At 24.4% G+C, this 16,034-nt stretch carries 14 protein-coding genes and 1 other RNA gene; 10 read left to right on the top strand and 5 right to left on the bottom strand.

The features are described from left to right. The first annotated feature begins 25 nt into the window (after positions 1 to 25). On the top strand, positions 26 to 340 hold the full coding sequence (locus STAT_RS02105; RefSeq protein WP_119305598.1) for a hypothetical protein: 315 nt from the start codon (positions 26 to 28) through the stop codon (positions 338 to 340). 1 nt (position 341) lies between these two features. Here STAT_RS02105 and fsa read toward each other — a convergent pair whose 3' ends face one another. Next, complete coding sequence (gene fsa, locus STAT_RS02100) at positions 342 to 1,004, bottom strand: fructose-6-phosphate aldolase (RefSeq protein ID WP_119305597.1); 663 nt, start codon at positions 1,002 to 1,004, stop codon at positions 342 to 344. Positions 1,005 to 1,127: 123 nt separating this feature from the next. Here fsa and lpdA point away from each other — a divergent pair, with 123 nt between their 5' ends. The 3 genes from lpdA (at position 1,128) to obgE (ending at position 4,248) form a co-directional block, all read left to right on the top strand. Continuing rightward, on the top strand, positions 1,128 to 2,525 hold the full coding sequence (lpdA, locus tag STAT_RS02095; protein WP_119305596.1) for a dihydrolipoyl dehydrogenase: 1,398 nt from the start codon (positions 1,128 to 1,130) through the stop codon (positions 2,523 to 2,525). Between the two features lie 144 nt (positions 2,526 to 2,669). Next, entirely contained in the window at positions 2,670 to 3,248 is a 579-nt protein-coding gene (locus STAT_RS02090) for a nucleoside monophosphate kinase (protein ID WP_119305595.1), read from the top strand. A gap of 13 nt (positions 3,249 to 3,261) precedes the next feature. Next, positions 3,262 to 4,248: a GTPase ObgE gene (gene obgE, locus STAT_RS02085; protein WP_119305594.1), complete on the top strand. Its 987-nt coding sequence runs from the start codon at positions 3,262 to 3,264 to the stop codon at positions 4,246 to 4,248. On the opposite strand, the gene clpX is transcribed toward obgE, so the two are convergent. Further along, positions 4,245 to 5,456 carry an ATP-dependent Clp protease ATP-binding subunit ClpX gene (gene clpX / locus STAT_RS02080; RefSeq protein WP_119305593.1) on the bottom strand — a complete coding sequence of 404 codons (1,212 nt, stop codon included), beginning with the start codon at positions 5,454 to 5,456 and terminating at the stop codon, positions 4,245 to 4,247. The two genes, obgE and clpX, sit on opposite strands and share 4 nt — an antisense overlap. A 24-nt stretch (positions 5,457 to 5,480) precedes the next feature. Next, positions 5,481 to 5,584, bottom strand: an RNA gene (gene ffs, locus STAT_RS03155) — signal recognition particle sRNA small type. A gap of 166 nt (positions 5,585 to 5,750) precedes the next feature. On the opposite strand from ffs, the gene pyrG reads away from it, so the two are divergent. Then, positions 5,751 to 7,382, top strand: a complete 1,632-nt coding sequence (pyrG, locus tag STAT_RS02075) for a CTP synthase (RefSeq protein ID WP_119305592.1) — start codon at positions 5,751 to 5,753, stop codon at positions 7,380 to 7,382. Then, the gene (gene yidC, locus STAT_RS02070; RefSeq protein WP_119305591.1) at positions 7,372 to 9,180 is read left to right on the top strand and encodes a membrane protein insertase YidC; all 1,809 of its coding nucleotides are present in this window, start codon (positions 7,372 to 7,374) and stop codon (positions 9,178 to 9,180) included. Before pyrG ends, yidC begins: the two co-directional genes overlap by 11 nt. Here yidC and STAT_RS02065 read toward each other — a convergent pair. Further along, a complete protein-coding gene (locus STAT_RS02065) occupies positions 9,170 to 9,937 on the bottom strand; it encodes a biotin--[acetyl-CoA-carboxylase] ligase (RefSeq protein ID WP_119305590.1) in 768 nt (255 codons plus the stop codon). The two genes, yidC and STAT_RS02065, sit on opposite strands and share 11 nt — an antisense overlap. A 134-nt stretch (positions 9,938 to 10,071) precedes the next feature. On the opposite strand from STAT_RS02065, the gene rsfS reads away from it, so the two are divergent. The 4 genes from rsfS to STAT_RS02045 are packed head-to-tail and all read left to right on the top strand — an operon-like array spanning position 10,072 to position 13,947. Beyond that, positions 10,072 to 10,392 (top strand): ribosome silencing factor, encoded by a 321-nt coding sequence (rsfS, locus tag STAT_RS02060; RefSeq protein ID WP_119305589.1) that lies wholly within the window; start codon positions 10,072 to 10,074, stop codon positions 10,390 to 10,392. A 54-nt stretch (positions 10,393 to 10,446) separates the two neighbouring features. Continuing rightward, positions 10,447 to 12,405: an ATP-dependent zinc metalloprotease FtsH gene (gene ftsH, locus STAT_RS02055; protein ID WP_119305588.1), complete on the top strand. Its 1,959-nt coding sequence runs from the start codon at positions 10,447 to 10,449 to the stop codon at positions 12,403 to 12,405. Positions 12,406 to 12,417: 12 nt separating this feature from the next. After that, entirely contained in the window at positions 12,418 to 13,245 is an 828-nt protein-coding gene (locus tag STAT_RS02050; protein ID WP_119305587.1) for a phosphatidate cytidylyltransferase, read from the top strand. A gap of 30 nt (positions 13,246 to 13,275) precedes the next feature. Continuing rightward, complete coding sequence (locus STAT_RS02045; RefSeq protein ID WP_119305586.1) at positions 13,276 to 13,947, top strand: phosphatidylserine decarboxylase family protein; 672 nt, start codon at positions 13,276 to 13,278, stop codon at positions 13,945 to 13,947. Between the two features lie 21 nt (positions 13,948 to 13,968). Here STAT_RS02045 and dnaK read toward each other — a convergent pair whose 3' ends face one another. Continuing rightward, positions 13,969 to 15,876, bottom strand: a complete 1,908-nt coding sequence (dnaK, locus tag STAT_RS02040) for a molecular chaperone DnaK (RefSeq protein ID WP_119305585.1) — start codon at positions 15,874 to 15,876, stop codon at positions 13,969 to 13,971. Positions 15,877 to 16,034: the final 158 nt, after the last annotated feature.

The raw sequence follows: 16,034 nt of genomic DNA, 5'->3' as shown, positions 1-16,034 counted from the left end.
ACAATTGTTAATATAATTATATAGTATGAATTTTTTAATCGAAAAGATTAATGCTAAAATAAATACGGAAACTATAGACCGTATTCAATTGGAAAAAAAATCTGGAAAGAATATATACGAAACTATATGTGTTTTAGAAAAAATAAGCCAAAAAATAAATAATAAAATTAAAGGAGATTTATATAATAAATTAGAAGAATTTAATTTTGTAAATAAAAATAACTTAGAAGAAATATTTGAAAATAAAGAACAAATCGAATTGTCAAGATTATATGAAAAACTTCCGAAATCTACCTCTATTTCTATTCAATATTTATTAGACGGAAAAATAAAAATTTAATTTATTTTATCTTTTTTTGAAAATCTTTCATAAATTTTTCTAAACCATTCTCAGTTAATGGGTGATTCAATAAAGAATAAATAACATTTAAAGGAGAAGTTACGGCATGTATACCAATTTTAGAACATTCTATAATATGTAAAGGGTGTCGGATAGAAGCTGCTAATATTTTTGTTTCAAAATGATAATTTTCATATATATTTTTTATGTCTTTTATTAAATTTAATCCATTGTGAGAAATATCATCTAATCTTCCTAGAAATGGAGAGACATAGTTAGCGCCAACTTTAGCAGCTATCAGAGCTTGTCCTACAGAAAAAACAAGAGTACAATTAGTTTTAATTTTTTTTTCAGATAAATATTTAATAGCTTTGATTCCGTTTTCTGTCATGGGAATTTTTACTATAATTTTGGAATGTAAAGAAGAAAGTTCCTCGCCTTCTTGAATCATATTAGTATAGTTTGTACTGATGACTTCTGCGCTCAAATTTTCATTGTTTTTTAAATATTCACATATAGATATATAATGTTGATAAATTTCTTTTTGATTGAAAACAGGCTCCTTTGATATCAAAGATGGATTTGTTGTAACTCCGTCTAACAATCCTAATGTTCTTGCTTCATTAATTTCTTTTAAATTTGCAGTATCTATAAAAAATTTCATAATTATTCATATCAATTCAATTCAATAATAATATAATTTTTTTATAAAAAAAAATGAAATTTTTTTTTAAACTTTTATTGAATAGAAAAATCTGTAAATTTACTTTATTTATTTTCATATATTATGCATTTTGATGTTATTGTTTTAGGAAGTGGACCTGGAGGTTATGTTGCTTCTATACGTGCAGCACAACTTGGAATGAAAACAGCTATAGTAGAAAAAGAATCTATGGGAGGTGTATGCTTAAATTGGGGGTGTATTCCTACAAAATCACTTTTGAATAGTGCTAAATTTTTGCAATCTATAAAAAAAAATGGAGAATTATTTGGGATAAAAAATGAAAATATTGAAATAGATTATTCTAAAGTACTTTCTAAAAGTAGAAATATCGTTGATCAAATAAAAAAAGGAATATCGTTTTTAATGAAAAAAAATGGAATTCATGTTATTCATGGAAATGCAAAATTAAAAAAAAGAAAAAAAATAGAGGTTATTCAAAATGAAAAAAGTATAGCAGAATATTCTGGTACACATATTATTATTGCAACTGGTGCGGTTCCTAAAGTTGATAAAAAATTTCAATGTGATGAAAAAAAAATTATAACATATAGGAAAGCTTTATCTTTTTCTTCATTACCAAAAAAAATGATCATTGTAGGTTCTGGTTCTATAGGAATAGAATTTGCTTATTTTTATCATTCTATGGGAACAAAAGTTACTATTATAGAAATATGTTCTAAATTATTTCCTAATGGAGATAATGATATATCTGATTATTTAAAATCTTCTTTTGATAAAATAGGAATTAAAAATTATCTATCTTCCAATATCAATAAAATTACTTATAATCATGAAAATAATGAAGTTATTGTTGATATTAAAACATCATTAAAAAATATTATATTAAAAGCAGATATAATTTTATATGCTATGGGAGTTATTCCTAATATTCAATATATTGGATTAAAAGATATTGGGATTCAAACAGAAAAAGGTTTTATAGTTGTAGATGAAAATTATCGTACAAATATAGATGGATATTATGCAATTGGAGACGTGATTTCAACCCCTTCTTTAGCTCATGTTGCTTCGCATGAGGCAATCAATTGTATTGAAAATATAAAATCTTTAAATTGTCAAAAAATAGATTATAATAACGTTCCGAAATGTGTTTATTCACTTCCTGAAATTGCTTCAGTTGGTTATACAGAAAAAGAATCTAAAGAAAATGGGTTCCAAATAAAAATAGGAAAATTTCCTTTTAGTGCTCTAGGTCGAGCTATTTCTGATGAGAATACTGATGGATTTGTAAAAGTAATTTTTGATAATAAATATGACGAATGGTTAGGATGTCATATGATAGGAAATCACGTTACAGATTTAATACCAGAAGTAGTAATTGCTAGAAAATTAGAAGCAACTAATTATGAAATTTTAGGAACAATTCATCCTCATCCTTCGTTAAGTGAGGCTATTATAGAATCTATAGCTAATGCTTATGGTAAAGCTATTCATTTATAAGAAGAAAAAATAATATTTCTTTATACTCTTCATATATTATTTATTTTTTCGTATTTATTATTATTTCAATAATAATAAAAACTCTTTACTTTAATTATTATATACTGTGTTTTCTTTACACGAAATTCATAATTTTGTTGTTTTATGATACATATTATATTGTTTGGACCTCCAGGTTGTGGAAAAGGAACTCAAGCTAAAATTATATCAAATAAATTTGATTTCATACATCTATCTACCGGAATGATATTTAGAGATCATATAACAAAAAAAACTAATTTAGGAAAATTAGCAAGTTGTTATATAAACAAAGGAACATTGGTCCCTGATATAATTACCACAAACATGTTAAATATAGAAATTCGAAAACATTTTAAAGCTAAAGGTATTATTTATGATGGATATCCTAGAACAAAAAATCAAATTTTTTCTTTAGAAAAGGTATTAAATAAATTATGTTTTGGAGAGATTAATATAATTTTTTATTTTTTCATTCAAAAAAATTTGATAATAAATAGACTTTTAAAAAGAGGAAAAATAAGTCATCGTAACGATGATACGAATATTATTACCGTTCAGAGAAGAATAAAAGAATATTATAAAAAAACCTATTTAATATGGAAAAATTATAAATTTAAAAAAAATATAATAAAATTAAACGCTTCTTTATCCATAGAGAAAATTTCTATTTTTATAGAAAATAAAATTTCGGATCTTTTATAAGATAACAATAATTATGAAAAATTGTTTTATAGATTTTATAAGAATTTATTGTAAAAGTGGAGATGGAGGAACTGGATGTGTTCATTTCTATAGAGATAGACGTGTAATAAGAGGAGGTCCTGATGGAGGATCAGGAGGAAAGGGAGGAGATATTATTCTTCAAGGAAATTCTAATATTCGTACTTTTTTACATTTAAGATATCATAAACACTGGATAGCTAAATCTGGATTTCCGGGTAAAAAAAATAACATAACTGGAGAAAATGGAAAAGATTTATTAATAGAAGTTCCTGTAGGAACTGTAGTAAAAGACGAAAAAAAAAATATAATTATGGAAATTACAAAGGATTTTCAAAAAAATATTTTATTTGAAGGAGGAAAAGGAGGAAAAGGAAATGCTTTTTTCAAAAATTCTATAGTTCAATCTCCTCAATACGCACAACCGGGAATTAAAACAAAAGGATTTTGGATTTTTTTAGAATTAAAAATTTTAGCAGATGTAGGATTTGTAGGATTTCCTAATACTGGAAAATCTACTTTACTTTCTGTAATTACAAAAGCAAAACCTAAAATAGGAAATTTTGCTTTTACTACAAAAATTCCAAATGTAGGAGTAGTAAAAGTAGGGTTTAATTCTTTTTTAGTAGCTGATATTCCTGGAATTGTAGAAAATGCATCTAAAGGAAAAGGTTTAGGACATCGTTTTTTAAGACATATAGAACGAAATTCTGTTTTATTATTTTTAATTTCTTCAAACACGAAATACAAAAAAAAAGAATATTTAATTTTGTTAAATGAATTAAAAAAATTTAATTTAAATCTTTTACAAAAAAAACGTTTATTAGCGATATCTAAATCTGATTTGATAAATCATCAAGAAAAAGAGGATATAAAAACAATTTTTTTTAAATTGGAAGAAAAAATTGTTTTTATATCCTCTTTTACAAAAGAAGGATTATTAGAATTAATCGAAAAATTATGGAAATTATTAAAAAATTAAGAATAATATAATTTTTGTTTTACAATATTCTGATCTATATTTAATAGATCGTTGCAATTTTCTATATCGTACATATAATCTAAAAATATTTTTTCACAAAACGTTCGTAATCCTCTAGCTCCTAATCCCAATTGAAAAGTTTTATCTACTATAATATTTAACGCTTCATCTGTGATATTCAAGGAAATATGATCCATATCAAATAATTTTTGATATTGTTTAATTAAAGCATTTTTTGGTTCAACTAAAATTTTTTTTAATGTATTTTTGTTTAATGGATTTAAATAAGTAACAATAGGAAATCTTCCTATAATTTCTGGGATTAATCCAAATTTATTTAAGTCTTCAGAAAGAATATTTTTTAGATAATTTTTTTCTTCTGTTTTTCTTCTTTTTTTAGAAATAAAACCAATAGGTGTTTTTTCTATTCTATCAGAAATTATTTTTTCTATACCATCAAAAGTTCCTCCAGCTATAAATAATATATTCTCAGTATTAATTGGTATCATTTTTTGATCGGGATGTTTTCTTCCTCCTTGTGGAGGGACATTTATTATGGATCCCTCTAATATTTTTAATAAAGCTTGTTGAACTCCTTCTCCAGATACATCTCTAGTAATAGAAGGGTTATTACTTTTTCTAGAAATTTTATCTATTTCATCTAAAAAAATAATTCCTTTTTCAGCAGTATCTATATTATAATTAACCGATTGTAATAACTTAGTTAAAATTGATTCTACATCTTCACCTACATATCCTGCTTCAGTTAAGGTAGTAGCATCGGCTATAGCAAAAGGAATTTTTAAAAATTTTGATATACTTTTTGCTAGTAAAGTTTTCCCTGTTCCTGTTTTTCCGATTAATAATACATTAGATTTTTCTATTTCTATATTTTTGGAATCTTTTTCTTTGTGTTGTTTTTGAATTCGTTTATAATGATTATAAACCGCTACGGATATAATTTTTTTTGCTTCATCTTGTCCTATAACATACTTGTCTAAAAAAGATTTTATTTCTTTAGGTTTTTTATTAAAAGACGTAAACTCATCATGATTTTCAGTATATTTTTTTTCTAAAAATTTTTTTTGAATTATGGAATAAATTTTTTCTATACAAAGATTACAAATCTGTCCGTTAATCCCCGATACAAGAAAAGTAATATGGTTTTTATTCTTTCCACAGAAATTACATTTTAACGAATCTTCCATAAACTTTCATTGCTTTTTTTATGAAAGGAGCAAGCTATTCTACATCACATCGCTACAACCTAACATACCTTTGCTGTGTTCCCACCCTGGAGGGTTTTTATAGGGAGCTGATTGTGTAGGACTTGCTCCAAGTTTGGTAAATATAAAAAAAAAATCATAAATTCTCATTTTTTAAATTGAGAATTATCTATATATTAGATTTCATAATTTTTATTCCGATTAAGATAAAATAACAAAATTGGGATAAAAAAATTATAAAATGAAAAAAAAGTTTGAATTGTTTTTTTTATTTTGATGAAGAAAAAATATATTTTCGTTACAGGAGGAGTAACTTCTTCTTTAGGAAAGGGAATTGTTTCTGCCTCTTTAGGAATGTTATTGAAAGCTAGAGGATATAAAGTATCCATACTAAAATTAGATCCTTATTTTAATATAGATCCAGGAACTTTGAATCCTTATGAACATGGTGAATGTTTTGTTACAAAAGATGGAGCAGAAACAGATTTGGATTTAGGACATTATGAAAGATTTTTAAATCAATCTACAAGAAAAGAAAATAATGTTACATCGGGTCTAATATATAAAACAGTAATAGATAATGAAAGGAAAGGAAACTATTTAGGAAAAACTGTACAAGTTATTCCTCATATTACTAATGAAATTAAAAGACGAATTAAAATTCTTGGAAAATCAAAAAATTTTGATATTATTATTACCGAAATAGGAGGAACTGTAGGAGATATAGAAAGTTTACCTTATGTTGAAACTGTACGTCAGTTAAAATGGGAATTAGGAAAATTTAATGGAATAGTTATTCATTTAACATTACTTCCATATATCACGGTGACCGGAGAAATTAAAACAAAACCAACTCAACATTCTGTTCGAAATTTAATGGAAAATGGAGTACAGGCAGATATTATAGTCTGTAGGACAGAAAAACATATAACCAATAATATTAGAAAAAAATTAGCATTATTTTGTAATGTAAAACCAAATCATGTCATTGAATCTATAGATACTAAAATTATATACGAAATACCTTATTTATTACACTTACAAAAATTTGATGAAGTAGTATTAAATCATTTAAACTTATCTACTCTATCTATTCCAAATTTGGAAAAATGGAGAATTTTTATTAAAAAATATAAAAATCCGAAATATGAAACTAAAATTGCATTAGTTGGAAAATATGTTTCTTTACATGATTCTTATAAATCAATTACTGAAGCTTTAATTCATGCAGGAACAGAAAACGAAACTTATGTTAATATAAAATGGATTTATTCAGAAATGATAAAAGAAAAAAATATTAAAAAATATTTTGAAGGAATTTCAGGAATTTTAGTAGCTCCAGGATTTGGAAATAGAGGGATAGAAGGAAAGATTCTTGCAGCAAAATATGCGAGAGAAAATAAAATTCCATTTTTTGGAATATGTTTGGGAATGCAAATTGCTGTTATAGAATTTGCTAGAAATGTATTAGGATTAAAAAAAGCAGAAAGTCATGAAACAAATCCAAATACATCTCATCCCGTAATATGTTTAATGGAAAAACAAAAAAAATTAACTCATATAGGAGGAACAATGCGATTAGGAAATTGGAAATGTATTCTTGTAAAAGGATCTAAAATACATTCTATTTATGGAAAGAAAGAGATATTTGAAAGACATCGTCATAGATATGAATTTAATAATGATTATTTAGAAATATTTTCTAATGCTGGAATGAAAGTTGTTGGAGTAAATCCGGAAACAGGTTTAGTAGAAGCATTAGAATTAGAAAATCATATTTTTTTCTTAGGAGTCCAATATCATCCGGAATATCAAAGTACAGTTACTCATCCACATCCTTTATTTATTAATTTTGTACAGCTATCTATCATAGCTTCTCAAAATTCTTCTCATTATTATGAAGGATAGAAATTTAGATTATAATTCCATAATAGGATTAATTCTTATATTATTTGTTTTGATAATTTTTACTTATTTCAACAATAATAATACTATTACTACTAATAATAATTATAAGAAATTAAATTTAAATCATCAAATAACTTCAATTGCAGATAAAAGAAAAGAAAATCATTTTTTTTTATTAGAAAATAATGTTTTAAAACTAAAAATATCTAGTTTAGGAGGAGGGATTCATGATGTTCTTTTAAAAAAATATAAAGCATATGATTCTATATTATCATCTCATGCTAAAAATCTTTATTTAATTAAAAATTCTAGTTTTTTGTACAAATTATCTTTTTTAAATCAAAAAGAGGGATTAAATATTGATACAAATACTTTATATTTTCAGCCTTTTTTATTAAAAAAAAATGATAAAAAATATAGAGGTAAGACTCTTATTATGAGAGCTAAAAATCCTTATGGAAAAGGATTTTTAGATTATATATATACAATAGGAGAAAAAGATCGATATGACATTGAGTTTTCTATTAGAACTAAAAATTTTCATTTTGAAAATAATAAAAAAAAGGAAAGATTTATTTCTTATTTAGATTTAGAATATAAAATTTTATCCTTAGAAAAAGATAGAGATTGGGAAAATTCATATACTCAAGTATGTTATTCTATTTCTAACAATAATGAAAAAACGAATCGTTCTGTAAAATATTTATCTGAAAAAAAAACAGAAGATAAAAATTTATATGATGTGAATTGGATCGCATATAAACAACAATTTTTTTCTTTTATCTTTATTCCTGAAAAAATGTTAAAAAGTGTTTTTGTTCGGTCTGAAAATTTTTCTTCAGGATCTTTTCTAAAAAAAATTCAATTAAAAACATCCATAAATTCTGTAAAAGACGAAGATCTTTCTTTTCGGTTTTATTTTGGACCTCTGGACCTGAAAATATTGAAAAAATATCAAAATGAATTCGAAAATATTATTCCGTTTGGTTGGGGTTTTTTAAAATGGATCAATAAATATTTTTTTTTAATAATTTTTCAATTATTGGAAAAAACAAATTTAAATTATGGCGTCATTGTTATTTTGATGACTATAGTTGTAAAATTAATATTATATCCAATCACTTATAAACAATATAAGTTAAGTGCTACAATGAAATTAATTCGTCCAGAGATAGAAAAATTAAATCATAAATATAAAAAAGATGTTTTTAAAAAACAAAGAGCAATAATGGAATTATATCGTAATGTTGGAATTAATCCAATGTCTGGATGTATTTCTACATTATTTCAAATTCCTATTTTTTATTCCTTATTTAAATTTTTTCCTACTATAATTAATTTGAGAGGAAAATCTTTTTTGTGGGTAGAAGATCTTACATCATATGATTCAATATTCAAATTACCTTTTTTTATTCCTTTTTATGGAAATCACGTAAGTTTACTTACTTTATTGTATTCTTTAGCTTTATTGATTTACACAAAACTTAGCAATAATGGAAGAAAAAATTTTTCTCAAAACGAAAATGATTCTTCTATCCCTGATATGAATTTTTTATTATATATGATGCCTATTGTAATGTTGTTATTTATAAATAGTTATGCGTCTGCTTTATCTTTATATTATTTTACTTCTAATATAATTAATATTGGATTTTTCTTTTTTATTAAAGAATTTATGTTGAATAAGAAAAAAAATATTATAAAAATTCTAGAAAAAAAAGTTATAAAAAAAAATTATATGACAAAGGAAATAACAGATAAAAGGAATGACAATAAATCTAAGGGGCTTATAGAATAATAAGATATTTTATTTCTTTCTGATAAAAAAAATATAATTTTTTATTGGATTCTATGACTAAAAATCCTTGATCTGTTATAGATCGTATTATTCCAGAAATATAACTATTCGTTTTATAGATATAAAAAATAGAAGTTTTATCTTTTAAATATAGGTAATTAAGATAATAATCTCGTATATTTTTTTCTCCATGAATTATAAAAAAAAGATATTCTTTTTGAAAATAATATATAATTTTATAAAATAGATAATCCAAATCAAAATTTGGATTAAAAATTTCTTTCAAAGAAGAAGCATTCCATTCTTTTTGGAATTCTTTTTGAAAAACATTTAAACCTATTCCAATAACAATAGTATGAATCTTTTTTGAAAAAATACTATTCTCTATTAAAATACCACCTATTTTTTTATTATTGATAATAATATCATTAGGCCACTTAATCCATATTTTTTCTTTATTATTTCTATTATAACATTCAGATAAAGTTTTATGTATCGCATTACTTACAATAAGATTCATAATATATATTTTTTTTATATATAAAATTTTAATAGGTTTAAAAACAATACTAAAAGTTAAATTTTTTCCTTTTTCTGCATACCATAAATTTTTATTCATTCCTATTCCTTTAGTTTGATTCATTGTCAAAATGATTATCCAATTATATCTATTATGAATATATTTTTTAGCATATTGATTTGTAGAATTAACTTCTTTTAATATAATAACATTTATAGGCCAAATCAATTTTTTCAAAATGTTTTATATTGAATTTTTAACTTCTTTAAAACGAAAACCTTATTTTTGTTTTTTGAAATAAATTTAATATATAAAGAAATAAAAAAATACTTGCTAATTCATTTAACAATATGGAAAAATAATTTTTTATTTTGCTATTAGAAAAAATCATAGAAGGAATTCAAATAGTTAAAGGAAAAGATATTTCTATTATAAATTTAAAAAATAGGGAAAATTTTATTTGTGATTATTTTGTTATTTGTAATGGAGATTCTCATAATCAAGTATATGCTATTTCTCAATCTATAAAAAGAATAACGATTGAGAAATTACAGAAAAGACCTTGGCATGTAGAAGGATTAAAAAATAAAGAATGGGTTTTGGTTGATTACGTTTCTATTGTTGTTCATATTTTTCAAAAAAAGTTAAGATCATATTATGACATAGAAAATATTTGGAATCGAAATTCATAAGAAAAGAAACTAAGGTTTTTTATTTATTAAAATTAAATAATAAAGAAACCTAATATGATAGACAAAAAAATAAAAAATAAAAATAACTTTTTTTGGGTATATGCGGTTATATTTGCTATATTTTTGGGAATATTTTTTTTTAAATCTTCATTTTCTAATCCTAGAAAAATAGATCAGGATACTTTTTTTGATATCCTTTCTAAAGGAGAAATCCAAAAAATTATAGTAAAACATAAAGAAACAGTATATGTTTATTTAAAAAAAGAATTCTTACCGGAAAAGAACCCTTCTCAAAATATTATTAGAAAAAATAATAATGAAAAAAAATTTATAACACAACAACCATTGCAATATGAATTTGAAATAGGAGATTTACAATTTTTTCAAAAAAAGTTTGAAGAATATAAAAAAAAATACAAGTTAAATACTATTATTGATTTTAAAAATCAACAAGAATATACTATTACAAAATTTTTTTTTGATTATGGTATATTTTTTATATTATTAATTCTTTTTTGGATTTTTTTATTTAGGAGAATAGGATCTCCTACTGGAGGTCCTGGAAGTCAAATATTTAATATAGGAAAATCAAGAGCTAGATTATTTGATGAAAGTGATAATGTTAAAATTACGTTTAAAGACGTAGCTGGGTTAGAAGAGGCAAAAGAAGAAGTTCAAGAAATAGTAGAATTTTTAAAAAGTCCTAAAAAATATACTAAACTTGGAGGAAAAATCCCTAGAGGAGCCTTGTTGATAGGACAACCAGGAACAGGAAAAACTTTATTGGCAAAAGCAGTAGCTGGAGAAGCGAAAGTTCCATTTTTTTCTTTATCAGGATCAGATTTTGTAGAAATGTTTGTAGGAGTAGGAGCTTCTAGAGTGAGAGATTTATTTGAAAAAGCTAAAGAAAAATCTCCATGTATTATATTTATTGATGAAATAGATGCAATAGGAAGAGCTCGTGGAAAAAGCAATATAGCGGGATCAAATGATGAAAGAGAAAATACTTTAAATCAACTTTTGACAGAAATGGATGGATTTGGAACTCATACAAATGTTATTGTTTTAGCTGCTACCAATAGATCCGATATTTTAGATAAGGCTTTACTTCGTCCTGGTCGTTTTGACCGTACTATATTAGTAGATCCACCTGAATTAAATGAAAGAAAAGAAATATTTCGTGTACATCTTAAAAAATTAGTATTGTCTGATAATGTTGATATAGATTTTTTATCAAGACAAACTCCAGGATTTAGTGGAGCAGATATTGCTAATGTTTGTAATGAATCCGCTCTTATTGCCGCTAGAAAGGATAGACATCAAATTGAAAATCAAGATTTTCTTGATGCAATAGATCGTATTATTGGAGGTTTAGAAAAGAAGAATAAAATTATAAAACCAAATGAAAAAAAACGAATTGCTTATCATGAAGCAGGACATGCTACAATAAGTTGGTTATTAGAACATGCATCACCTTTAGTAAAAGTCACTATAGTCCCAAGAGGAAAATCTTTAGGGTCAGCTTGGTATCTTCCAGAAGAGAGACAATTAACAACTCCAGAACAAATGAAAGATGAAATATGTGCACTATTAGCAGGAAGATCAGCAGAAGAAATTATTTTTAGTAGCATATCTACTGGAGCTCTAAATGATTTAGAAAAAGTAACTAAACAAGCTCAATCTATGGTAGCTATTTTTGGACTGAATGAAAAAATTGGAAATATTTCTTATTACGATTCAACAGGACAAAACGAATTTTCTTTTTCCAAACCTTATAGTGAAAAAACGGCTCAAATTATAGATGAAGAAATATCCAAAATTATAACAGAACAATATCAAAGAGCTAAAAATATACTGAAAGATAATGAAAAAAAATTATCTATATTGGCTAATAAATTATTAGAAAAAGAAGTTATTTTTAGAGAAGATTTGAAAAAAATATTTGGAGAAAGACCTTATCCTGACGATATTGGTGATATGTTAAATACTGTTACTAATACTTCTTCTTCTTGATTTTTTAATTGTATATATGAAAAAAAAAAGTATTTAAACTTTACAATCAGAGTTTTTACTGGATTAATTTATGTTATTTTAATTCTTTTTTCCATTGAAAAAGGAGAAAAAACTTTTAGAATACTAATGATGATGTTGTCTTTCTTTTGTTTGTTAGAATTCCTATTGATACTAAAGATTAATAAAACTTTAGTTAAAATTAGTTCTTTATTTTTTTTGTTTTCAATTTTTATGGATTTTTTTATAAAAAAAGAAAAGGGATTAATAGTATATATAATTTGTTTTATTCCTTATTCTATAATTTTTCTTGTTATTCAATTGTTTTCTAAAAAATGCTCCCATAAAGAAAAAATATTACAAATAAGTCATCAAATTTTTGGATTGGTATATATTATTATGCCATTTTATTTAGCTTCTTGTATATATACTATGATTTATCATGGAAAACAATTGATTTTAGGAATATTTATTTTAATATGGACTAACGATTCTTTATCCTATTTAATAGGAAAAAAATGGGGAAAAAGAAAAATGGCTATATCTATTTCACCTAAAAAATCAATAGAAGGCGTTATTGGTGGTATAGTGTTTTGCTTAATACTAGGGTTTTTTTTATATAAAATATGGAATAAAAAATATTGGTTTATTTTATCTATTATTGTTCCTATTTTTTCTACTATTGGGGATCTTGTAGAATCTTCTATTAAAAGGTCTTGTAACGTAAAAAATTCAGGAATCTTATTTCCTGGTCATGGGGGTTTTTTAGATAGATTAGATAGTTTTATTTTCGTAATTCCTATTATAGCTACTGTAATAACTAGTATTATTTATGTTTTTTAAATCAATATTTATATAAAAATTTTTATAATAATGATTCATAAAGAAGGTTTTTCATTTCTAGTATATACGTTAGTAATAATATTATTACTATTAATTTTTTCTTTTTTTCTATTGTCTAGATTAGTTTTTATTTTTATATCAGTTTTTTTTGTTATTCTTTATTCTTTTTTCATCTTCTTTTTTAGAAATCCAAAAAAAAAATCACGTGAAATTCATGAAAAAAATTATAATATAGAAACAATTATTTCTCCTGCTGATGGAAAAATATTGAAAATACAAAAAATTTTTGAAAATGAATTTTTTAAAAAAAACTATATATGCATTTCTATATTTATGTCTCTTTTTAACGTACATATTAACAGGTTTCCTGTTTCTGGAAAAGTTATTTATGTAAAATATTACCCCGGTAAACATATGATAGCGTGGAAAACAAAATCTTCATCATATAATGAACATACAACAACAGTTATAAAGACTTTTAAAGGAAAAAAAGTGTTATTTCGACAAATAGCTGGTTTTTTAGCTAGACGTATTATTATTTATGCAAAAAAAAATTCTATAGTAAAAAAAGGAGATGAATTTGGTTTTATTAAATTTGGATCTAGAGTTGATATTTTCTTACCATTAAATTCTATAATCCTAGTAAAAAAGGGAGAAAAAGTTATTGGAGGTGAAACTAAAATTTCTATAATTCCATTATAATATAAACTCCCTTTATCGATTTTATTTTACTTCTTCATAATCTACATCTTGTATATTTTCATTTCCTTTACCATTCCTTTTTTTTTCATCTTCTTTTTTATTTGATTGATGATTGTTTTTATTCGTTTTTTTGATGTTATAAATTTCTTGAGAAGCGTTAGTCCAAGCTTCGTTTAATTTTTTCATATAATTTTCAATAGAAACAAAATCTTTTTTAGAATGAGCTTGTTTTAGTTTTTCTAAAGAATCTTCTATGTTTTTTTTATTAGTTTCAGATAATTTATTTCCATAATCTTTTAATTGTTTTTCAGATTGAAAAATCTGATTATCTACAGAATTTAATTTTTCTATTTCTTTTTTAATTTTTTCATCTTTTTTAGCATTTTCTTTTGCTTCTTTTTTCATTTTTTCTATCTCTTCTTGATTTAATCCTGAGGAAGTTTCAATCCGAATAGATTGTTCTTTTCCTGTTCCTTTATCTTTTGCAGAAACATTAAGTATTCCATTTGCATCTATATCAAAAGTAACTTCAATTTGAGGAATTCCTCTAGGTGCTGGAGGAATATCAACTAAATCAAACCTTCCTATTTCTTTATTGTCATTGAACATTGATCTTTCTCCTTGTCCTACTCGTATAGTTACTGCTGATTGATTATCTGATGCTGTAGAAAAAATTTCTGATTTTTTAGTAGGAATTGTTGTGTTAGATTCAATAAGTTTCGTAAATACCCCTCCTAAAGTTTCAATTCCTAAAGATAAAGGTGTTACATCTAATAATAATACATTTTGAACTTCTCCGGTTAATACTCCTCCTTGGATAGCAGCTCCGATAGCTACAACTTCATCTGGATTAACTCCTTTAGTTAATTTTTTTCCAAAAAATTTTTTTACTTCTTCTTGTACTTTTGGTACACGTGTAGATCCTCCAACTAAAATGACTTCATCTATATCTTGAGTTGTTAAATTTGCGTTTTTTAATGCATTAGAACAAGGGTTAATAGAACGTTGTATTAGTTTTTCTGATAATTGTTCAAATTTTGAACGAATTAAAGTTAAAACTAAATGTTTAGGTCCTGATTCTGTTGCTGTGATATAAGGAAGATTAATTTCTGTTTGATTTGAAGAAGATAATTCTATTTTTGCTTTTTCAGAAGCTTCTTTTAAACGTTGTAAAGCCATAGGGTCTTTTCTAAGATCTAATCCTTCTTTAGATTTAAATTCATTTGCCAGATAATTAATAATAACTTGATCAAAATCATCCCCTCCTAAGTGAGTATCTCCGTTAGTAGATAAAACTTCAAAAACTCCATCACCTAATTCTAAAATAGAAACATCAAATGTTCCTCCTCCTAAATCATATACAACAATTTTCTTATTTTGATTACTTTTATCTAATCCATAAGCTAAAGCAGCTGCAGTCGGTTCATTTATAATTCTTTCTACTTTTAATCCTGCTATTTCTCCAGCTTCTTTAGTTGCTTGTCTTTGTGCATCATTGAAATAAGCAGGAACCGTAATTACGGCTCTATTAACTTCTTCTCCTAAATAATCTTCAGCTGTTTTTTTCATTTTTTGTAAAATCATTGCAGATATTTCCTGAGGAGCATATAATCTTTTTTCTATATCTACACGTGGTGTATTATTTCCTCCTTTTATAACTTTATAAGGAATATGTTTTAATTCTTCAGTAACTTCTGAATACATTCTTCCCATAAATCTTTTGATGGAAAAAATAGTTTTTTGTGGATTGGTTACTGCTTGTCTTTTTGCAGGATCTCCTATTTTTCTTTCTCCCCCTTCTACAAAGGCTACTATAGATGGAGTTGTTCTTTTTCCTTCTGAATTTGGAATTACAATGGGATCATTAATTTCCATAACTGCGACACAAGAATTTGTTGTTCCTAAATCTATGCCTATAATTTTACTCATTTTATTATTTTATTACGTTTTTTCATATGTTAATTTCATCCAATAGCACTCCAATCATTATGCCATAATGAAATGAAACGCTATATAAATAAAGGAAAGAAAAAATATGACAATAAAAAACTTTTTTTATAAAAACTTTTTATGACAAAAAGTCATTC

It is taken from the genome of Blattabacterium cuenoti STAT (genome assembly GCF_003573915.1).
GTDB lineage: Bacteria > Bacteroidota > Bacteroidia > Flavobacteriales > Blattabacteriaceae > Blattabacterium > Blattabacterium cuenoti_A.
Note: the sequence above shows the minus strand (reverse complement) of the source record. Positions and strands in the feature narration are given on the sequence as shown.